Here is a 20188-nt window from a genome sequence, read left to right as displayed (position 1 = left end):
AATAAGCTAAAATAGTATTGATTTTAGCTAATACTACTGATTTCGCTCATGGAATATCAATCTACCTTTGTACAAAACAAAACAATCATGAAAGTTAACTGGCAAGGTGTATATCCCGCGATAACAACAGCCTTTACACCGGAGGACACACTGGATATCCCTATGTTCCAAAAGAATCTGCAGGCACAGCTGAAGGCCGGTGTTGACGGGATCATCCTGGGCGGCTCTCTTGGAGAGGCCAGCTCACTCACCAATGAGGAAAAATTCGAACTGGTAGCGGTCACGATGGAGGCTTGCCAGGGTAAGACCCCAGTCATCATCAACATAGCAGAATCAACAACCCGAGCCGCTGTAGAATTAGCGGAACAAGCTGAAGCCGCCGGGGCGGATGGCCTGATGATGCTTCCTCCCATGCGGTATAAAAGCACCGATGAGGAGACCATGGTCTTCTTTGAAACCATTGCCGAATCGACCGGGTTACCCATCATGATCTACAACAATCCGGTGGATTATAAAATCATGGTCACTCTGGACATGTTTGAGCGACTGCTAAAAAAGGACAACATCCAGGCCGTGAAAGAATCAACTCGTGATGTTACCAACGTGACCCGTATTCGCAATCGTTTTGGTACGCGTATGAAGATCATGTGCGGAGTAGACACCCTGGCCATGGAAGAACTGGTCCTTGGTGCCGATGGATGGGTAGCAGGTCTGGTAGATGCATTTCCCGCAGAAACAGTTGCCATCTACCGGCTGACCAAGGCCGGAAGGTTGGGTGAGGCTCGTTCCATCTACCGGTGGTTCATGCCGCTGCTGGAACTGGACATCAGTCCCCAATTGGTGCAAAACATTAAATTAGCCTCCGTTTATACCGGTATCGGAAGTGAGTATGTACGTGCTCCCAGACTTCCGCTTATGGGCCAGTCACGCCAGGAGGTCATTCAGATCATTGAATCGGCACTTGCAGATCGACCCGTACTGCCGGATTATTTATCCATTGACGTGAAAAAAAACAACCGTAAATGATCAACGGAAGTAACAAGATTGGCTATCAGGAGTCAGCTGCAGGGCGCCAGATCACCTATGCCTTTGAAGCAACCTCCCTGAAAACGTTACCTGAGGCCTTCCATGCAGCCACTCCGGAAGAGATAGATGCAGCTGTGGAAAAAGCAGTACAGGCTTTCACCATATACCGAAGTATCAAACCAGCTCAACGGGCCCGGTTTCTGAGATCCATAGCAGATGAAATAGAAGGCCTTGGGTCAGAATTGATTCAGCGGGCGATGCAGGAATCCGGATTACCAGAAGGAAGGGTAACCGGTGAACGGGGCAGAACAACCGGCCAATTGAGGTTATTCGCAGAACTGATCGAGGAAGGTTCCTGGGTAGATGCCGTCATCGATCCGGCTATTCCGGACCGGAAGCCTTTACCCAGGCTGGATATAAGACGCATGCTGGTTCCGGTAGGCCCCGTAGTAGTATTCACAGCCAGTAACTTCCCTTTGGCCTTCTCCACCGCAGGTGGTGATACTGCCTCAGCGCTGGCAGCAGGTAACCCGGTGATTGTCAAAGCACATGAATCCCATCTGGGAACGAACGAACTGGTGGCATCAGCCATTCTCAAGGCGGCCCAGAATACAGGCATGCCTGATGGAGTCTTTTCCTCTTTAAACAGCATGGGTTATGAAGTTGGAAGTCAACTGGTTATGCACGATGATGTAGCGTCTGTCGCTTTCACCGGCAGCTTTCGTGGTGGAAAAGCTCTCTTCGATCTTGCTCAAAAGCGTAAACACCCTATCCCGGTTTTCGCAGAAATGGGAAGCGTCAACCCGGTATTTGTATTACCTCAGGCAGTACAGGAACGTATGGCGGTTTTAGCCCAGGAGCTGGCAGGCTCAATAACATTGGGTGTAGGCCAATTCTGTACCAATCCTGGGCTGATCATTGCCATCGATTCTCCCGAAGCCCGGCAATTCTCGGAGGCGCTCGCCAGGGCGATCGAATCCACCCAAAATGGCATCATGCTTAACGAAGGCATCCGGACTAATTTCGAGGAAAAAGTCCGTCACCTGAGTTCTCTTGATCCGGTGAGGCTTCTTGGCTCCAGTTTGAATGAGCAGCTTCCCCATACGGTCCGGGCTACGGTAGCTACCGTTTCAGGAACTGATTTTCTGGAGCATCCTCATCTCAGGGAAGAAGTATTCGGTCCTTTCTCGCTGGTCGTACTTTGTACCGATCGCGCCGAGATGGAATCCCTTGCCGCCGGCCTGGAAGGCCAGTTGACGGCCACCCTGATGACGGGTGATAAGGATGACGAATATGTTGGCAAGCTTTTTCACATCCTGACCCAGAAAGTTGGCCGGATCCTTTTTGACGGTGTGCCCACCGGTGTTGAAGTGGGACACGCCATGCACCACGGAGGACCCTTTCCGGCAACCACGGACAGTCGTTTTACCTCGGTAGGAACCAAGGCCATTTTGCGGTTTGTTCGCCCGGTAGCCTTTCAAAGTGTACCTGCCGCACTGTTACCGGATGCTCTGAAAGATGCCAATCCGCTGGGCATATGGCGTAAAGTAAACGGTATGATCACCAAAGACCCACTATAACCAATTTATGCGCAAGACATTTCAATGCATCGATGCCCATACCTGCGGTAACCCGGTGCGCCTGGTAGCCGGAGGAGGACCATTCCTTCAGGGCAACAGCATGATGGAACGGCGTTTGCATTTTATGCAGGAATTCGACTGGATCCGTCAGGGCCTGATGTTCGAACCTCGAGGTCACGACATGATGTCCGGGAGCATCCTCTACCCTCCCGTGGATCCCCAGAATGATGTAGCCATTCTATTCATTGAAACCAGCGGATGCCTTCCGATGTGCGGTCACGGGACTATTGGTACCGTCACCATTGCCATTGAAGAGGGATTGATCTTTCCAAGGACTCCCGGCAAGCTTCGGCTGGAGACGCCGGCTGGCCTGGTCCTGGTCGAATACCACATGAAGGATAAAAAAGTGCTGTCAGTTAAACTGACAAATGTTCCTTCCTTTCTGTACCGGGAAGCCCTGGAAGTGGAGTGCCCGGATCTTGGACTTCTGAAGGCAGATGTTGCCTATGGCGGGAATTTTTATGCGATCATTGACCCACAGGATAATTTCCCGGGATTACAGGCCTTTACGGCGTCACAACTGATCCAATGGAGCCCTGAAATCCGGAAGCGCCTTAACCAGGCATATACCTTCCAGCATCCGCTCCATACGGAGATCAGTGGATTAAGTCATATCATGTGGACAGGTGATACCATCCTGTCCGACGCGACAGCACGCAATGCCGTTTTCTATGGTGAAAAAGCCATCGACCGTTCACCCTGCGGAACCGGCACAAGTGCCCGAATGGCCCAATGGTATGCCCAGGGTAAACTTAAACCCAGGGATACCTTCATCCATGAGAGCATCATTGGAAGCCGCTTTATTGGTGGCATAGCAGGAGAGACTACCTGTGGTCCGTATGCGGCCATCATTCCCACGATTGAAGGCTGGGCTAAAATCACCGGATACAATACGATCATTATCGACGAAGAAGATGATCCATTTGCACATGGGTTTCAAGTCATTTAATTAAGACAGATGCAAGTCACTATCATTGGAGGCGGTGTCATCGGACTATCTACCGCATACTATCTAAACCAGGCTGGTATCCAGGTTTCTGTGATTGACCGGGGGAATCTTTCCGACGGATGTTCCTATGGTAATGCCGGGATGATCGTTCCAAGTCATTTCACCCCTCTGGCAGCCCCTGGTGTTATCCGGCAAGGTATCAAGTGGCTACTCGATGAAACCAGTCCTTTTCACATCAAGCCACGATTAAATCTTGAATTGGTGCGCTGGTTATATCTGTTTGCCCGTAACGCATCACAGGAAAACGTCACACGCTCCATGACCCTGTTGCGCGATCTGAATCTGCTTTCGAAATACCTCTATCAGGACCTCCTCCGGCAACCGGGTTTCGATTTCAACCTCGAAGAAAAAGGCATCCTGATGCTATTCAAGGAAGAACATGTCCGTGAAGAAGAGGCAAGGACGGCAATGATGGCAAACAAGCTAGGTTTGGAAACTCAAATACTAAACGCGGATGAATTAACCAGACTGGATCCATCGGTTAGGATGGATGTCCTGGGAGGGGTGCATTATCCCGGGGATGCACATCTGATTCCGGCCCGATTCATGGAAAACATGAAAAAACATTTGCAATGGGCTGGCGTTCAGTTTGTTCCAAACACTTCCATTCAAACATTCCGAGTGGAAAAAAGACTGGTTAAAGCGGTTATTACCGATCAGGGAAAAGAAATTACTGTTGACCGATTGGTTCTGGCAGCAGGATCCTGGACGGCACAGTTGGCCAAAACTTTGAAGGTCGCGTTACCTTTGCAGGGGGGCAAAGGCTACAGCATGACAATACCCTCATTGGCGCGTAAACCCAGCATACCAGGCATCCTGCTGGAAGCAAGGGTAGCCATAACGCCGATGGGCAATGACTTGCGTGTCGCCGGAACTCTGGAAATTGCCGGCTTGCAATCACCTGTCAACCCTAAAAGAGTCCAGGGTATCCTGAAAGCAGTACCAGCTTATTATCCTGAGATCAACGTTACCGCCCATGATGCGCCCGTCTGGTCCGGATACCGGCCTTGTTCACCTGATGGACTTCCTTATATCGGAAAGCACGGCGAATATGACAATCTATTCTTTAACACCGGGCATGCCATGATGGGACTTAGTCTTGGACCCGTATCCGGTTTACTGATGAAAGAATTAATACAGGGCGAACCATCGAGCCTGCCATTGACATTATTACATCCTAACCGGTTCTCCTGATCTACTTATCCCATAAGTGAACCCAACCTCCTGACCTCTTCAGGGCGTTTACCCAAAGATGACGCAGGCAACTGCATTTGTCTTAAATTAGCTTTATGGGAACCAGACTGACCTTATCATTTTTCTTATGGATTTTCACTATGAATCTCGTAGCGCAGGACTTTCCCTGGGAGACTCCTCCTGGTCCGTGCATTCCTCCTGAAATGGAAAGACAGATCTGGCAACAAGTCCGGGATCAGGAAGCTGCCTTACACCTGCAGGGAGGTAAGCGCCGTGAAACAAGATTTATCTGGCCATTGCGATTAGCAGAAGACACCACTTTACCCGGATATTATGCCATTTATCAGTTTGTGGATCACGATCCGGTCTTTGGCCAGGTGCTCGATTACAATTGTGGTCATCGTACCTACGACCTTGAAAACTACAACCATGCTGGAACAGATATCGGATTATATCCCTGGGCATGGCGTAAACTGGATGAAGGCACCATTGCGGTGGTGGCGGCGGCGCCTGGGATTATTACCGGAAAGGACGATGGGTATTACGACCGTAATTGCAGCTGGGGAAATAACCAACCAGCAAATTATGTCATCATCACCCATTCCGACGGCTCCCGGGCATTATACTGGCATATGAAACAAGGAAGTATCACTGAGAAACCCATTGGAAGTGAAGTCGCAGCAGGCGAATACCTCGGCAAAGTAGCAAGCAGCGGGTTTTCCAACATACCTCATCTGCATTTTGAAATCCAGTCATCCGAAAACAAGGTGATTGATCCCTGGGCTGGCCCCTGCAATGAAACGACGGATGCATCCTGGTGGATCGATCAGAAACCTTACTGGGACCCAGCCATCAACGAGATCGACGTCCACTATGAGGCTCCGTCTCCATACAGCAGTTGCCCGAATCTCGAGGATACCCGGATACGACGGGTATACAACCCTGGATCAGAATTGTTTCCAGCTGTCTATTACCGCGACCAGCGACTCGGCGATCTGACAGAACACCAGTTGATACAACCGGACGGCACGGTTTATTCATCGTGGAATCACAATTCACCAGGTGACTACCTGACAAGTTGGTGGTACTGGCAAATGAAGCTTCCGGATGACGCCATTTCCGGCACCTGGACATACCGGGTTCGTTATTATGAGCAGGTTATTGACTGGAATTTTGAAGTTTCTGGTGCCTGTCTTCCTGCATTGTCACTGCTGGTCGAAAAACCAGGCATCATGGATGCCGGGCTATTTTGGAGTGCTCATGCTGAACGATACCTCGTTCACATCTACACCGATGAAGGGTTCAATATGGACACGATGGTAGATCAACCCAGATGGAAAGTGACGGGTTTGGCACCGGATACCAAATACAACTGGAGTGTCACCTCCATTTGTGGTCAGGACAGCAGCATCACCACCCAAGGTCCTGCTTTTAATACCCGGCCCATTATCTATTTCCAGGCTCACAATTTGCTGATCAATCCGGAGCAGCCCTATCCTGACGACAGCATCCAAATCACCATTACCGGGATACTTTTTAATGACAATACGAAACTGCAGACATTCCAATTCAAACAAGAAAAAACAGACTTATTTATAGAAGCAGGCTGGACAGCGGCCGGAGGAATCTCTACTGAAAGAGACACTTCTATTTCTCTGACTTTACCACCCCTTGAAGAAGGAGAATATCGGGTCTTTTTGAGTGGGGAACATGGTGATTATGCATTTCTGTCTGCTGGCTTTTATCCACTTTATGTAAGTGGTTGCAAGGAGATACCACTTTACATTTCACCCATATCAGATAAATCGGCAATCTGGGACATTAATGATCAGGCTGGCATTGGTCAATACATTATCCGCTACCGGATCATGGATGAGCGGGAATATACCTACGACACCCTCACCTATCCATATTGTCTGTTTCCCCCTTGTCCCGGTATTGGTACGCAACATCTGGAATATCGGCTCGGAGAGTGGTTGATAAGAGACCTGCAACCTTGTCAGAACTACGAATTTGAAATGTATCAACCCTGTTTGAACGGTGATGGAGATTTCTCAAAACCCCAGCGGATTCAAATGCCATGCGAAACTTTACCCTGTGCCAATGTATATAATCCTGTTATCGACAGTGTGGACATGTTTGGGTACAGCATGCACTGGCAAGACTCAGTCAATCCCACGACCAATGCTTACGTAGTCAATTTATTTGTCCAGGACTCCCTGGTTTGGCAAGACTTCCTGTACTCAACGTTAAACAACCGGCATTACCGTGATCATCATGTCCAGGGAAGGTATTGGGTGGAATGTTTATGTGAGAACGGGTCATGCTTACGCCCACCATTGATTTTACCAGCGCCCTCTTTTTACACCCTGGATGGTCTATCGCCTTGTACCACCTATCAGGTTTCGGTCAGTCAATGGTGTGTTGACTCGTTGTATCCGTCCGAAGACACCCTGGAAATCACCACCGCTTGTCCACCCGATCCCTATTTTACGGCCTCACATGCCATTCAGGTATATGAACCTCAGGCAGCAGCATTGGACAGCCTTCAGATCCAGGACAGGGCTTTCGGTATTTCCTGTGGCAACTGTACGGGATGCAGTACTACCGGTTACCAATTATTGCCGGACACAATTGAAGTGATCGGTGAATTATCCATGTTCTGGAAAGCCTGGCTTCCGGGAACCAATAAGTATATGGATGACCGTAGCGGCCAGCAAATTTCTTTCGGCCCTGGAAAAATAGCGCTCTATCTTGATGTGGATGGTGATGGTGAATTTGAGAAGATGCTTTATGATGAAACCACCAAAGATCTCCAGGGTAGTCTCAATGTTGACCTGAGCACCGGTCTTGATCCAGGGAGGTACCGGTTGCGCCTGGTTTGGAGCCCGTTGGAAGACCCGGTATCCCGGGGTTTTCTGCATTTCGGTTCTGTTATCGACATTCCCATACACTTGACTGGCTCTACGAGTAGCCGGGAAGAAGCCCAGTTTGAGCACATCAACTATCTCAACCCGGTCATTGATCAGATCGTGTTGAATCATCTGCCAGATCAAAATGTACAGGTCACGATCTACAATATCCTGGGACAGCAGGTCAGCTTGCCGGTGTATTCCAACCATCAACCAAATATATCCATGGATGCTTCTTCCTATGTCCGTGGTGTTTATTTCCTGCAGGTTTCCATTCCCCAGGAAAGACGGGTGCTTACTTTAATCAAACTTTAGTAGTGAAAATGAGTATTATAGACCTGAGCCATACCATAACAAATGAAACCGTTTCCTACAAAGGGTTTCCTGCACCGATCATTTGCGATTACATTTCCCGCGAACAAAGCAGGCAGTTTTATGAAGAAGGCACTTCATTCCAAATAGCCCGGATGGACATGGTAACCAATACCGGCACTTACCTGGACAGTCCTTTTCACCGATATGCCCATGGCAAGGACCTTTCTGAATTAAGTCTTCAGAGACTGGTACGAATACCGGCAGTTGTCGTCCGGAATTCATGGAAAACAAAACTTGAAACCGATGTGGATGACCTTCTTCATCTGGATGTTAAGGACAAGGCTGTTTTGATTCATACCGGCTGGGATAAAAACTGGATGACGGATGCTTATTTTCACAATCACCCCTTTGTTACGTCTGCGGCAGCTGACTGGCTCTATAAACATGGCGCTTGCCTGGTTGGCATTGACAGTCATAATATTGACGATACAAGAGGTAAAGAACGACCCGTGCATTCCATTCTTCTCCACCAGGATATCTACATAGTAGAACATTTATGTAATCTGAACCAGATCCCTGAGGAATCAGCTCCATTATTCACAGCTGCACCGCCAAAGATCAAAGGCGTAGGAACATTTCCAGTCCGTGCCTATGTAGAAATACCATAGGGGTATTTGGTTTTATGGTGTATCTTCATAGAGAATCAAAAACCAATGAGATATGAAGACACGAGTACTTGAACTGTCAATTGCCTTTCTGTTATTTGTCCTTTTGCTTCCCTACTCTTCTCTGGCTGTCAATTCCAGACGATTTGTTCCTCCTACTGCTCTGGAACAATATGCGCTGGACCCTTCATTAAATATTTCTGTGGCCCAGTTCGCAGATCTGAGCATCAAGGATTTGCAGAACATGAGCCATCGCAAGCTCCGGCTGGAAGACAAACTCGCGTTTAAATTAACCCAGCGTGCGATTAAAAAGAAGATTAAGGAAGGAAAGGCCTATAACTTTGACGATGCTCCGAACTATCGCTTCAATATCGGTGGCTTTCTGCTGGGGTTTTTCCTGGGAATTGTCGGCGTTTTGTTAGCTCTTTTATTCGGTAGGAATGCATTCCGCTCAAGCCTGATTGGGTTGTTGTGCTGGGTAATCATTCTTTTGATCTGGTTCTTAGTCTGATTTCAGAACGTACCATTCGATGGCTTCCGGATCCAGGTTGGTTCGCCGGTTGATCTCTTCCGGAGGATAATAGGTAGCAAGATAATCCAGGATTACAGGTTCTTTTTCTCCCAGGTTCCACAGACCCTGTGTTTCCTGCATCCAGCGAATGATCTGCTCCCATCGGGCGCGGTCTCCCCGGTTCTGAGTAACCAGTTGTGCTGAATGACATCCGGTACAGTTGGTTAATACGTCCTGGTACCCAACACCATCGGCCAAACCGTTGATCGTGTGGACACCATCAACAACAGCATCGATGACTTCGGCTTCAATTTTTGCGGTATCTATTGCCTGAGGCTGGCGTCCGGCAAATCCAAAAGACCCGTCATGCTGTTTCCAAAGCATTAATAAAGTAGTCACTACGATGATCACCAGTACACCGGTAACGACCCGGATCAGTCTTCTTAGTTCATTCAGATAATCCAGTGGCTCTTTCATGCAGTGACTTTTACGGCAATGCGGTGGCAGGCATTATTTAAATAACCTTTGGGATTCCATCCGGGAAGGATCACCGGCTGACTTGTACCGTTGCTATCAACCGCTCGAGCCCAGACTTCATAATAACCCGGTTGGGGAAAGTGTAATGTGGTCGTAAAATGCTGCCATGCCAGGCGATTGGCTGGCTTTGTCAACGAACAACTTTGCCATGTTTGTCCGAAGTCAATGGAGGTAAATACTTCCTTAACGGACAAATCGCCTGCCCAGGCGTGCCCCCGCAAGTTCATCTTATCCGACAGTTTGATCATCGCTCCGCTACGGGGATAGGTGATCAGGGATTTCACCGGCATGGACTCAATAATGCACATGTCTTCATCCGGAACATTGGCGCCTGGTGCCACTGGTTTGCAGGGCATATGGTAAGAAGGAGATTCCATTTTCGGGCCATCATGAATCCGGTCGCGTACAGATATTCGGGTAAGCCACTTTCCGGAACAGGATGCCGGCCATCCGCCAAAAACCAGACGTAAAGGATAACCATTCAACCAGGGAATCGGACTGCCGTTCAATTCCCAGGCGATCAGGCTTTCTTCCTCCAGGGCTTTTGCGATCGGTACGCCACGGCTGATGGGCACTTTGTCTTCACCGTTGAGATGCCGGTCACGACCATAATAACCGATATAGACGGCATTGTCCTTCAGGCCAACATCATGCAGCACATCTGCCAGGCGGATGCCGGTCCAGGCACCGCAACCCACGGCACCTACTGACCATTGATTGCCGGAAGCTGGCGGGTTAAATTCTTTTCTGCCATTTCCGGCACATTCGAGTGTAAGCTGTTTGGTGACTTGGGTAAACCTGGATTTCAGTTCGTCAAGCGTATAGGTTTTCGGCTCCTTTATGGATTCACCATCAATGGTCAGTGTCCATGACTTGGTGTCGATAGAAGCTTCTTCCGGTGGCAATCCATTGTTGCGGACGAAAAACATATTTGCGGGTGTGACCTCCGGGTCCAGGAGATGGGGCGGCGTCTCGGCATTTATTGGCCTGTCATTGAGTACGATCAGACCGGGGTCTTTTCCGGGCAGGGCAAATGCTGCATTATTGTGCAGGAGTCCTGCAGGGATAATTCCTGCCGGAAAGAATTCGGCAAACACCATGGGCGCTCCAAGTGCAGCACCCATGGATGCCAAACCCATATTTTTAAGAAATCCCCGACGATTCGTGCCCGATATTCTTCCCCAGAGCAATTCATCCGCCTTAATCGGGTCCTTCGCATACAGCGACCGGATACCAACCTTTTTATTCCCCATAACTAATATTACTGTTCGGATCAAAATAGGAATTTCATTTCATTTATCGGTCTCTGTAAATTTTGGAAGATACTAAAAACACGAAGCCCCGGCTTGTTGGCCGGGGCTTATCACTCACCCTCTTTCCTCAATCAATTAACCTCGCAATAAAAAAGAAATACGCTTATTCTTGACTTGATATCTATAACACAAAGATAGGACATCGAATGGGCCTGTTGTGTGACAGCGATTACATAAATCCTGTCAAAAAGCAAAGGCTACCAATAAATATTGATAGCCTTCACGACACAACAGCTCATCTGTTTCAGATCAATTGCTAAGAACAGTTTCGTCCTGCAATTCTTTTTTGGCCAGGTAAAAGTCTACCTTCTCATAGGATTGATTGGCCAACCGCTCTTCCATCTCATCAATGTTCTTTGGTGGAGGCACGATTACCTTTTCACCACGAACCCAGTTCACTGGCATCGCTACATTAAATTTGTCTGCTGTCTGAAGTGCCTCAAGAACACGCTTGATCTCCTCCATGTTGCGGCCCACATTCAATGGATAATACATGATCAGACGGATGATCCCCTTAGGATCCATGAAAAATACCGCACGAACGGCTGCAGTCGAACTGGCTCCCGGGTGCAGCATTCCATATTTATGCGCTACCTGCATATCCAGGTCCGCAATGATCGGAAAATCCATAAATACTCCGGTCCGCTCACGTACATTCTGAACCCAAGCCAGATGCGAGTGAATGCTGTCGATACTCAATCCGATCAACTTGGTATTGTGGCGGGTAAACCACTCTTTCTCTTTGGCGAAAGCCGAAAGTTCAGTCGTACATACCGGAGTAAAGTCAGCCGGGTGGGAGAAAAGGATAACCCAGTGATTCTTATTGAATTCGGAAAATTGCAAGTTGCCTTGCGTGGTAACCGCTTTAAAATCTGGAGCCCGGTCACCTATTCTGGGCATCGAATACGTCATTTGTTCCATATCAGGATTTTATAAGTGTGATACAATTTTCGATCAAAACATACCGGGCTGTGCAGTTTGCAAAGCCCGGCTATAACGTGTTACAATTCTGTACTTTGCTCGACAAATTCAGTCATCGGGATATCGGTCAGTGCAAGTTCATTAATACCCCCGCGTACATTTACCAGTTGCTCAAAGCCTCTGGCTTTCAGGATCGATATGGCGATGACCGATCGATAACCACTGGCGCACTGAACATAGTACTTACGGTTGCGATCCAGCTGAGCCATATTTTTGTTGATAAAATCCAACGGGAAGTTCAGCGCCCCACGGACATGCTGAGCATCGAATTCACTGGCCCTGCGGACATCCAGCAGATTGGTGTCGTGGTCTTTGTATGTGGTGGCATATACGTAGCCTTCCACTTCTTCAACCTTATCGGTTTCAAAACCAGCCGCTTTCCAGGCCTGTACTCCACCATCAAGATATCCGATAGCAAAGTCGTAACCTACCCGGGCCAAACGGGTAACCACCTCCTCCTCTGTTCCCGCATCGGCGATGAATAGTATTTTCTGTTTCAAGTCGGTGATCAAGGTTCCGACCCACGGTGCAAATGATCCATCCAATCCAATAAAAATCGATCCCGGAATATGCTCCTGTGCATAGGATATGGCAGAACGCGCATCTAAAACCAGGGCTTCTTCTCCTTCCCAGGCAACCCGGAATGCACGGGGGGATAAAGCTTGTAATCCACGATCGGTCACTTCATCAAAAGACTCATAACCCATTTTGTTCATTACAGCATTTTTCGGGAAATACTGCGGAGGATCCACCAGACCCTCGGTAACTTCTTTGATAAATTCCTTGCGACTCATGTCGGTCCGCAACGCATAATTCATCGCTTTTTGTTGCCCCACGGTACCGGTGGTTTCTTTACTCATTTTTTTACCACAGGCAGAACCAGCACCATGTCCAGGGTAAACAATCACTTCATCAGCCAATGGCATGATTTTATTCCGAAGGCTGTCAAACAGGAACCCAGCCAGGTCTTCACGGGTAATTTCTCCTTGTTTGATCGCCAGGTCCGGACGTCCCACATCCCCCAGAAACAATGTATCACCCGTGAATATCGCATAATCCTTCCCATGCTCGTCGCGCAGCAAATAAGTACTGCTTTCCATGGTATGCCCCGGAGTGTGTAACACTTTAATAGAAACCTTTCCTACCTTCAGGACCTCTCCATCCACAGCTATATGCGCATTGAATGCCGGTTGTGCTGTTGGGCCATAAACAATGGCTGCTCCGGTTTTCTTTGCCAGATCCAGGTGACCGCTTACAAAATCTGCGTGGAAGTGGGTTTCCAGAACATATTTGATCCTGGCTCCGTCTTCTTTTGCTTTATCGAGATAGGGTTGAACTTCACGCAATGGGTCGATGACCACTGCTTCACCTTCACTTTCAATATAATATGCGGCCTCAGCCAGGCATCCGGTATAGATCTGTTGTACTTTCATAAATAGGAATTTTGGTCAAGTGATTAATAAATAAGATACATCAACTAAGCTATGGTATCTCATCATCTTCGTCAGTGACCGGGATCACAGGCACCATTGACCTGCTGCATAAATAAGGCAATGGATGCAGTAACTGTGAAACATTTCCGAATGCTTGAGTTCACCATTCATCAAATTGTCCAATGCCGGTAATGCGGTTACACCACCTCACCTCGATTCACCATGTGCAGGGAGATTATTACTTGCAAGCGGCCATGTGATGCCATGAGACAAGAGCATTTCATTATCCGGCAATGGAATGGATCTGATTGCAAGGATGAGATAAATTACTCAGGATCCTGAGCTATAATCCGGAGCGGATCTTACCGATTGAGCTCAATGCGGTTGCGTCCCAGTGAGAGCAACTTTTCCTTTTCCATTTTCTTTAGTAATCTGGATACCGCTTCCCGGGAAGCGTGAAGGTCGTTGGCGATATCCTGGTGTGTGATGGATAATGAGTTGGATCCGATCACACGGGCCTTTTCATGCAAATAATCCATGAGCTGTTGGTCCATATTGGAGAAGGCGATGCGATCGATGGTATCGATGAGGTCGTAGATCCGCTGATCGTACATTCTGAGGACGAAATTTCGCCACACCGGATACTTTCCCATCCAGGTATCTGCAGCCAACAGTGGAATAGCGATAATACACGCATCTTCCTCTGCGATGGTCTTGATCTCACTGCGTTTCTGCATCAGACAGCAACTGAAAGAAGCGGCACAGGATTCTCCTGACAACAGGTAATACAAAAACAATTCATTACCCTCCGGATCCTGGCGTACCACTTTAATGGACCCTTTGTAGACCAGTGGGACGGACCGGACAAATTCACCATAATCCAGCATAGTGTCCCCGGCCTTAAATTCAACCAGGGTCGATTCGCGGGCAAGCTCCTCAACCAACTCCTCCTGATAAAGAATGGGAAAATGATTGCGAATGATGTTTTTGATTTGTTCTTTCTCCAGTATATGTGTAGACATTCCTTAGCTGATTGTGATCGTCGTTACGAACATAAATAATTATGGGCATTTCTAATAGCTGATTACTAACACCGATGCATAGGGGTTTTGTTCACGCCTGAGTCACAATCGGAATTCCGTACCGGCTATTGGATATGCCCATCCAGCTCCTCTGACCTACGCTTTTATTAAGTCGAGGTCGCTCCGGAACAAATCACTTACTGAGGCTGTGTTCAATAGATTGCAGCCGCTTTTCAATTTCAAGTAATTTCTCAATGATGATGATGTGGGTTTTCTTGGCATCAATTCCTACCGGGCTGTCTGCCGATTGAATCAGATTGCCAATCTCTTCCAAATGCTCTTGCGATACCATTAACTCTTTCATGTTTCGATAATTTTACCGCAAAGAAGTGGCAAAGCTTAGCTATGAATTGGTGAGATGGGTCACACAAACAGATACTTTTAGGATAAATATAAAATCCGGGATGAGATCATATGGGGGCGATCAGACCGCTAGTTTCTTATCAATGCAGATCCTGATCATACGACCGATCTGCCGTAGGCGATCTTTACTGCCTCCCAGGTAACTGGCTATTGCGAATGCCAGAACACCAACGGAAAGGGTCGCTATGGATAAAACTCCGGTGATAACCAGGACAGACTTGATTTGAAGTACTATCCCGACGATAAACAGGGAAGTCGAAGCACAAAAAAACATAACCATACGCAGCCAGGCCTGCTCAGCCATCTGAAACCATTTGGCCTTCAGCTCCCATTGCCCGTATAATTTCCATAATTCTTCGAGGGTAAAATATTCCGGACCAAACTCTTCCAAAAGCTTGACATGGTCATTCATCGACCGCTCCAATCGTTCCAAGGGATGTCCAAACCGTAACATGAATCTCTTACTTTGGGATAATGAAATAAGTGTAACATTGATCCCGGAATACAGACGGTAATATCAATGAAACGTAAAAATTACAAGTTTCGCCTGAAGAACCGGGAATTTTTTTCAATAAAGTATAAAATAATTATGAATTAGATGACGTATTGGTCCATACTTCCGTTCTTTGCGGTCATCAAATCGTACATTTTCCATGTGTCCTCAACTTTCATCACGTTCTCACCTTCTTCCAGAATCGCCCTTCCGCCAGCTTTTGCCATACGCGGAAACAGCGAAAAAGAAAGGAGTGGATGTGATCCACCTGAATATCGGACAGCCAGACATCCCGTCACCGGCTGCAGCTCTGGAAGCGATTCATGAGGCATTTTATGATAAACTACCTTATTCCCATGCACTGGGCATTGAATCATTGCGTGAACGGTTTGCCGCCTATTACTCGGAGACCAGCCAGACGGTACACCCATCAGATGTAATCATAACCAATGGATCTTCCGAGGGCCTGTACTTTGTGCTGTTCAGCTTACTGGAAGCAAAAGATGAGGTGCTTGTTTTTGAACCCTATTATGCCAATTATTCGGGCTTCGCGGTAATGGCTGATGTGTCCCTGAGGGCAGTTACCCTGCATGTGGAGAACAACTTTGACCTGCCACCTAATGAGGTCATCGAGCAGTCCATCACACCCCGGACAAAAGCAATCCTGTTTACCAACCCCTGCAACCCTACCGGCCGTGTCTATGAGTATGAGGAGTTAAAACGACTGGGTGAACTGGCGATTAAATACGACCTGCTCTTTATCGTGGATGAAGTCTATCGCGTTTTCAGTTTTGCCAAAGCCTGCCCTTCCGTATTGGAAATTCCTGAACTGCGGGATCGTTGCATTGTTATCGATAGTATTTCCAAGCGCTACAGCGCTTGTGGAGCCCGTGTCGGCACCATTGTTTGTTGTAATCCACAATTATTAACCGGTATTGACCGGTTATGCAAGCTCAGGTTAAGCGCGCCTTTCGTCGGTCAATTGTTTGCCCAGGCCGCACTGGAGGATACCAGTGATTACATGCAGAAAGTCAAAAAAGCTTATCAGCGCAGAAGAGACCTGGTCTACAACCGTTTAAGTCAGATGCCGGGAGTTGAAACCTATCTGCCGGAAGGAGCCTTTTATGGGTTTGTCAAACTTCCGGTTGAAAATGCCTTTCATTTCTGTCAATGGCTCTTGGAACGTTTCTCTTATCAGGGCCAAACGGTGATGATGGCGCACGGTGCGGCATTTTACCTCACACCCGGCATGGGTATCAATGAGGTGCGGCTGGCGTATATGGCTTCCGAAGAACGCCTGCATCAGGCAATGGATTGTATTGAAGTTGCCTTACAGCAATATCCCCATACCACATTGTCACCAGCTGTTGTCCAGGTTACTGCACGGTAATGGCAGAAGTGACCTTATGGCACAATCCACGCTGTACGAAAAGCCGGGCTGCCCTGAAATTACTGGAAGAAAAGGGAATTCATCCCACGATCCGGTTGTACCTGGTAGATCCTCCCGATGCCAGGACCCTGCAAAGAATCCTGAGATTATTAAAGATCCGTGCTGAAGATCTGGTCCGCAAAAATGAACCCATTTACAAAGAACATTTCAAAGGCAAAATCCTGACCGATGAAGCGTGGATCCAGGTACTGCTTAAATATCCGCGTCTTATCCAGCGACCGATCGTGATCTATGGAAGAAAGGCTAAAATCGGCAGACCACCTGAAAAGTTATTGGATCTGTTCTGACCAGCAGACAGATGATATCACTTGATGTTAACCAGTTGAATTTCAAATACGAGTACGCTGTTGGCGGGAATACTTCCTGTATTTCGGGTTCCGTAACCCAATTCAGAGGGTACGATGAGGAGTATACTCCCACCTTTCTTGATTAAGGGGATTCCGATTTGCCACCCCGGGATCAGATTGGCAAGCGGGAAAGAAACCGGACTGCCGGCGGTTTCGTCAAAGACTGAGCCATTTAACAAATACCCTTTGTAATTAACGGTAACCGTGTTGTAGATGGTAGGATTTGAACCGGAACCTTCGTCATCTATCCGGTAATATAGTCCGGAAGGATCTTTTTCCATGACCAGCCCTTCCTTTTCAATATAATCCATAATGGCCTTTTCGTCCTTGGCCGACTGGTCTTCCAGTTTGAGGCAACCACTGGCAAGCATCGTTAAGGCGGCCAGAACCACCAGCAGAAAATGTTTCTTCATAAGTTCTTTTAACTAATCGGGACCAAATTTAGCTTTTCTGCTTCCTTCATCATATAAGCAAAAGCTTCCTCGTAATTATTATTGATTTCTCCTTCCAGAATGGCTTCGCGAATGGCCGCTTTGATGATACCGACCTCTTTGCTGGGCCCAATGCCAAAAGTTTGCATGATTAATTCGCCAGATACGGGTGGTTGGAAATTGCGCAGCCGGTCCTTTTCTTCTACGGCATTCAGTCTTTCCCGCAGGTTTTCTATGTTTTGCAGATACGTCCGCACCTTTGCCTCATTCTTACTGGTAATGTCTGCTTCACAGAGAATGAGGAGGTCCTCAATCTCGTCCCCGGCATCAAAGAGTAAGCGGCGCACGGCAGAATCGGTTATCTCCGCCTTGGTCAAAGCGATGGGCCGCAGATGAAGTAATACCAGTTTCTGCACATATTTCATCTTATGATCCAACGGCAGTCGAAGCCGTTTGAAGATCCTGGGTACCATCGCTGCTCCCAATGCTTCATGACCATGAAAGGTCCATCCGGCCTGCGGGTGAAATCGCTTGGTAGGAGGCTTGGCGATATCGTGTAACAATGCAGCCCACCGCAGCCAGATGTTGGATGATTTGCGGGCAACATTGTCCACGACCTGCAAGGTGTGGTAAAAATTGTCCTTGTGGCCGATGCCTCGCTGTATCTCGACGCCCTGAAGTGCGGTAAGTTCAGGAAATATGATTTCAAGCAATCCGGTATCAAAAAGTTTGATAAAGCCCTGGGAAGGTGTCGATGAAGCGAGGATCTTTTCCAGTTCGATGGTTATCCGCTCTTTGGAAACAATATTGATCCGGTTCCGGTACACACCAATCGCTTTATACGTCTCCGGGTCGATCTCAAAGTCCAGCTGACAGGAAAACCGGATGGCACGCATCATCCGCAACGGATCATCCGAAAATGTCTTTCCCGGCTCCAGTGGTGTTTTTATGCGTTTCTCCTCCAGGTGCTGTAAACCATGGAAAGGATCCAGGATCTCACCAAAGTTGTGTTCATTAAGACTTACGGCCAGTGCATTGATGGTAAAATCACGCCGGTTCTGATCATCCTCCAGAGTGCCTTCTTCGACGATGGGCTTCCGGGAGTCAGCTCGGTAGGATTCTTTCCTGGCGCCGACAAACTCGATTTCGGTATTCTTATGCCTGATCATAGCGGTTCCAAACCGGTTAAACGTAACCACTTTGGGTGTTGGTGACAATTTGGATGCTACCTGTTCAGCAAGACGGATGCCGCTTCCTATGCAAACAATATCCATGTCTTTGGATTCCAGGCCCAGCAGGCGGTCCCGTACAAATCCTCCTACCACATAGACCTCATATCCCAGCTCACTGCCGGCATCCTGGACCAGCTCAAAGATCCTGCGTTCGTATGGTTTGATATCAAAAATCACTCTGGATACCTAACTTATCTCTTCCAATAAATGCATTTCCATTTCGTCCAGCACCGATAACAGCTCAAGCTGATCCAATGAATTGACCAGCGTGGTCCGGTAGGACTTACTATGGGGAATGTTCCGAAAATAGTTGCTGTAGTGCCGGCGCATTTCCAAAATACCCAGCTTCTCCCCTTTCCATTGGATGGATTTCAACAAATGGTTACGGACCATGTCAACCCGGGTAGCGAGGTCCGGTTCCGGCAGATGTTCACCGGTCTTCAGGAAGTGTTTTATTTGTTTAAAAACCCATGGATTCCCGATGCTGGCACGACCGATCATGATGCCATCGACACCATATTTTTGTTTGTATTCAAGCGCCTTTTCCGGGCTGTCAACATCACCATTACCAAAAATGGGTATTGTAATGCTCGTGTTTTCCTTGACTTTGCGAATCCAGCTCCAGTCCGCTTCGCCTTTGTACATCTGCGCCCTGGTCCGGCCGTGGATGGACAGCGCTTGTATTCCTACATCCTGCAACCGCTCTGCCACTTCTACGATCCTGATGGTATTTTGATCCCATCCTAACCTGGTCTTCACAGTGACTGGCAAACTGGTAGATTTGACAATAGCTTCCGTTAACCTGACCATCTTATCAATGTTCAGCAGGATCCCGGCTCCGGCTTCTTTACAAACCACCTTTTTTACCGGACAGCCAAAATTGATATCCAGGACTTCGGGTTTGGCTTCTTCTACAATTTCAGCGGCCTGCACCATGGAGTCCAGTTCTGCACCAAAGATCTGAATCCCAATAGGCCTTTCATCGTCGTAGATATCCAATTTTTTGATGCTTTTATCGGCGTCACGGATCAGACCTTCAACGCTGATAAACTCCGTATACATCATGTCACATCCTTCCTGCTTGCACAATGCACGGAATGGAGGATCACTCACATCCTCCATTGGAGCCAGCAATAAAGGGAATTCTCCCAATTGAACCGTACCTATTGATACCATAGCTTTACCTACAATGGTGCAAAAGTAAATAATTCATCGGATGTAATTGGGTTGGGCTTACATTCACACATATCAAAA

Annotated in this window: 19 protein-coding genes; 9 read left to right on the top strand and 10 right to left on the bottom strand. The window is 47.9% G+C overall.

What is annotated here, in order from left to right; genetic code table 11:
- Positions 1 to 87: 87 nt before the first annotated feature.
- The 7 genes from H6570_07400 to H6570_07370 all read left to right on the top strand — a co-directional run bounded on the left by H6570_07400 (position 88) and on the right by H6570_07370 (position 9272).
- Positions 88 to 1026, top strand: a complete 939-nt coding sequence (locus H6570_07400; GenBank protein ID MCB9319088.1) for a dihydrodipicolinate synthase family protein — start codon at positions 88 to 90, stop codon at positions 1024 to 1026.
- Positions 1023 to 2606, top strand: coding sequence for an aldehyde dehydrogenase (NADP(+)) (locus tag H6570_07395; protein ID MCB9319087.1), 1584 nt, complete (start codon positions 1023 to 1025; stop codon positions 2604 to 2606). The genes H6570_07400 and H6570_07395 overlap by 4 nt, the downstream gene beginning before the upstream one ends.
- A 7-nt stretch (positions 2607 to 2613) precedes the next feature.
- Positions 2614 to 3615 (top strand): 4-hydroxyproline epimerase, encoded by a 1002-nt coding sequence (locus H6570_07390; GenBank protein ID MCB9319086.1) that lies wholly within the window; start codon positions 2614 to 2616, stop codon positions 3613 to 3615.
- A gap of 9 nt (positions 3616 to 3624) precedes the next feature.
- Positions 3625 to 4869 (top strand): FAD-dependent oxidoreductase, encoded by a 1245-nt coding sequence (locus H6570_07385; protein ID MCB9319085.1) that lies wholly within the window; start codon positions 3625 to 3627, stop codon positions 4867 to 4869.
- Positions 4870 to 4964: 95 nt separating this feature from the next.
- Positions 4965 to 8096, top strand: coding sequence for a peptidoglycan DD-metalloendopeptidase family protein (locus H6570_07380; protein MCB9319084.1), 3132 nt, complete (start codon positions 4965 to 4967; stop codon positions 8094 to 8096).
- An 8-nt stretch (positions 8097 to 8104) separates the two neighbouring features.
- Positions 8105 to 8764, top strand: coding sequence for a cyclase family protein (locus H6570_07375; GenBank protein MCB9319083.1), 660 nt, complete (start codon positions 8105 to 8107; stop codon positions 8762 to 8764).
- A 52-nt stretch (positions 8765 to 8816) separates the two neighbouring features.
- A complete protein-coding gene (locus H6570_07370; protein MCB9319082.1) occupies positions 8817 to 9272 on the top strand; it encodes a hypothetical protein in 456 nt (151 codons plus the stop codon).
- On the opposite strand, the gene H6570_07365 is transcribed toward H6570_07370, so the two are convergent.
- The 7 genes from H6570_07365 to H6570_07335 form a co-directional block, all read right to left on the bottom strand.
- On the bottom strand, positions 9264 to 9749 hold the full coding sequence (locus tag H6570_07365) for a hypothetical protein (protein MCB9319081.1): 486 nt from the start codon (positions 9747 to 9749) through the stop codon (positions 9264 to 9266). The genes H6570_07370 and H6570_07365 overlap by 9 nt on opposite strands.
- Positions 9746 to 11062 carry a sulfite oxidase gene (locus tag H6570_07360; GenBank protein ID MCB9319080.1) on the bottom strand — a complete coding sequence of 439 codons (1317 nt, stop codon included), beginning with the start codon at positions 11060 to 11062 and terminating at the stop codon, positions 9746 to 9748. Before H6570_07360 ends, H6570_07365 begins: the two co-directional genes overlap by 4 nt.
- A 309-nt stretch (positions 11063 to 11371) precedes the next feature.
- The gene (locus tag H6570_07355) at positions 11372 to 12043 is read right to left on the bottom strand and encodes a peroxiredoxin (protein MCB9319079.1); all 672 of its coding nucleotides are present in this window, start codon (positions 12041 to 12043) and stop codon (positions 11372 to 11374) included.
- 80 nt (positions 12044 to 12123) lie between these two features.
- Positions 12124 to 13536 (bottom strand): MBL fold metallo-hydrolase, encoded by a 1413-nt coding sequence (locus H6570_07350; protein ID MCB9319078.1) that lies wholly within the window; start codon positions 13534 to 13536, stop codon positions 12124 to 12126.
- Positions 13537 to 13898: 362 nt separating this feature from the next.
- Positions 13899 to 14558, bottom strand: a complete 660-nt coding sequence (locus H6570_07345) for a Crp/Fnr family transcriptional regulator (GenBank protein MCB9319077.1) — start codon at positions 14556 to 14558, stop codon at positions 13899 to 13901.
- A gap of 193 nt (positions 14559 to 14751) precedes the next feature.
- Positions 14752 to 14922 (bottom strand): hypothetical protein, encoded by a 171-nt coding sequence (locus tag H6570_07340; GenBank protein MCB9319076.1) that lies wholly within the window; start codon positions 14920 to 14922, stop codon positions 14752 to 14754.
- Between the two features lie 120 nt (positions 14923 to 15042).
- Entirely contained in the window at positions 15043 to 15435 is a 393-nt protein-coding gene (locus H6570_07335) for a hypothetical protein (protein ID MCB9319075.1), read from the bottom strand.
- A 199-nt stretch (positions 15436 to 15634) separates the two neighbouring features.
- On the opposite strand from H6570_07335, the gene H6570_07330 reads away from it, so the two are divergent.
- Both H6570_07330 and arsC read left to right on the top strand, forming a co-directional pair.
- Positions 15635 to 16864: a pyridoxal phosphate-dependent aminotransferase gene (locus H6570_07330; GenBank protein ID MCB9319074.1), complete on the top strand. Its 1230-nt coding sequence runs from the start codon at positions 15635 to 15637 to the stop codon at positions 16862 to 16864.
- On the top strand, positions 16864 to 17211 hold the full coding sequence (gene arsC / locus H6570_07325) for an arsenate reductase (glutaredoxin) (GenBank protein ID MCB9319073.1): 348 nt from the start codon (positions 16864 to 16866) through the stop codon (positions 17209 to 17211). Before H6570_07330 ends, arsC begins: the two co-directional genes overlap by 1 nt.
- Before the next feature lie 17 nt (positions 17212 to 17228).
- Here the strand turns inward: arsC and H6570_07320 are convergent, their stop codons facing one another.
- The 3 genes from H6570_07320 to dusB are packed head-to-tail and all read right to left on the bottom strand — an operon-like array spanning position 17229 to position 20110.
- Positions 17229 to 17684, bottom strand: coding sequence for an FKBP-type peptidyl-prolyl cis-trans isomerase (locus H6570_07320; protein MCB9319072.1), 456 nt, complete (start codon positions 17682 to 17684; stop codon positions 17229 to 17231).
- A gap of 8 nt (positions 17685 to 17692) precedes the next feature.
- Entirely contained in the window at positions 17693 to 19111 is a 1419-nt protein-coding gene (locus H6570_07315) for an HD domain-containing protein (GenBank protein ID MCB9319071.1), read from the bottom strand.
- Positions 19112 to 19120: 9 nt separating this feature from the next.
- Positions 19121 to 20110, bottom strand: coding sequence for a tRNA dihydrouridine synthase DusB (dusB, locus tag H6570_07310; GenBank protein ID MCB9319070.1), 990 nt, complete (start codon positions 20108 to 20110; stop codon positions 19121 to 19123).
- Positions 20111 to 20188: the final 78 nt, after the last annotated feature.

The sequence above is a fragment of the Lewinellaceae bacterium genome (genome assembly GCA_020636135.1).
GTDB lineage: Bacteria > Bacteroidota > Bacteroidia > Chitinophagales > Saprospiraceae > JAGQXC01.
The sequence above is the reverse complement of the archived record's forward strand: the minus strand, read 5'-3'. Positions and strand labels throughout refer to the sequence as shown.

What these genes read in the sequence shown, in the direction of transcription:
- dusB (MCB9319070.1), bottom strand. Translation starts at nt 20,110, where the DNA reads ATGGTATCAATAGGTACGGTTCAATTGGGAGAATTCCCTTTATTGCTG.
- H6570_07375 (MCB9319083.1), top strand. Translation starts at nt 8,105, where the DNA reads ATGAGTATTATAGACCTGAGCCATACCATAACAAATGAAACCGTTTCC.
- H6570_07360 (MCB9319080.1), bottom strand. Translation starts at nt 11,062, where the DNA reads ATGGGGAATAAAAAGGTTGGTATCCGGTCGCTGTATGCGAAGGACCCG.
- H6570_07355 (MCB9319079.1), bottom strand. Translation starts at nt 12,043, where the DNA reads ATGGAACAAATGACGTATTCGATGCCCAGAATAGGTGACCGGGCTCCA.
- H6570_07320 (MCB9319072.1), bottom strand. Translation starts at nt 17,684, where the DNA reads ATGAAGAAACATTTTCTGCTGGTGGTTCTGGCCGCCTTAACGATGCTT.
- H6570_07370 (MCB9319082.1), top strand. Translation starts at nt 8,817, where the DNA reads ATGAAGACACGAGTACTTGAACTGTCAATTGCCTTTCTGTTATTTGTC.
- arsC (MCB9319073.1), top strand. Translation starts at nt 16,864, where the DNA reads ATGGCAGAAGTGACCTTATGGCACAATCCACGCTGTACGAAAAGCCGG.
- H6570_07400 (MCB9319088.1), top strand. Translation starts at nt 88, where the DNA reads ATGAAAGTTAACTGGCAAGGTGTATATCCCGCGATAACAACAGCCTTT.
- H6570_07335 (MCB9319075.1), bottom strand. Translation starts at nt 15,435, where the DNA reads ATGTTACGGTTTGGACATCCCTTGGAACGATTGGAGCGGTCGATGAAT.
- H6570_07340 (MCB9319076.1), bottom strand. Translation starts at nt 14,922, where the DNA reads ATGAAAGAGTTAATGGTATCGCAAGAGCATTTGGAAGAGATTGGCAAT.
- H6570_07365 (MCB9319081.1), bottom strand. Translation starts at nt 9,749, where the DNA reads ATGAAAGAGCCACTGGATTATCTGAATGAACTAAGAAGACTGATCCGG.
- H6570_07380 (MCB9319084.1), top strand. Translation starts at nt 4,965, where the DNA reads ATGGGAACCAGACTGACCTTATCATTTTTCTTATGGATTTTCACTATG.
- H6570_07390 (MCB9319086.1), top strand. Translation starts at nt 2,614, where the DNA reads ATGCGCAAGACATTTCAATGCATCGATGCCCATACCTGCGGTAACCCG.
- H6570_07330 (MCB9319074.1), top strand. Translation starts at nt 15,635, where the DNA reads ATGTGTCCTCAACTTTCATCACGTTCTCACCTTCTTCCAGAATCGCCC.
- H6570_07395 (MCB9319087.1), top strand. Translation starts at nt 1,023, where the DNA reads ATGATCAACGGAAGTAACAAGATTGGCTATCAGGAGTCAGCTGCAGGG.
- H6570_07385 (MCB9319085.1), top strand. Translation starts at nt 3,625, where the DNA reads ATGCAAGTCACTATCATTGGAGGCGGTGTCATCGGACTATCTACCGCA.
- H6570_07350 (MCB9319078.1), bottom strand. Translation starts at nt 13,536, where the DNA reads ATGAAAGTACAACAGATCTATACCGGATGCCTGGCTGAGGCCGCATAT.
- H6570_07345 (MCB9319077.1), bottom strand. Translation starts at nt 14,558, where the DNA reads ATGTCTACACATATACTGGAGAAAGAACAAATCAAAAACATCATTCGC.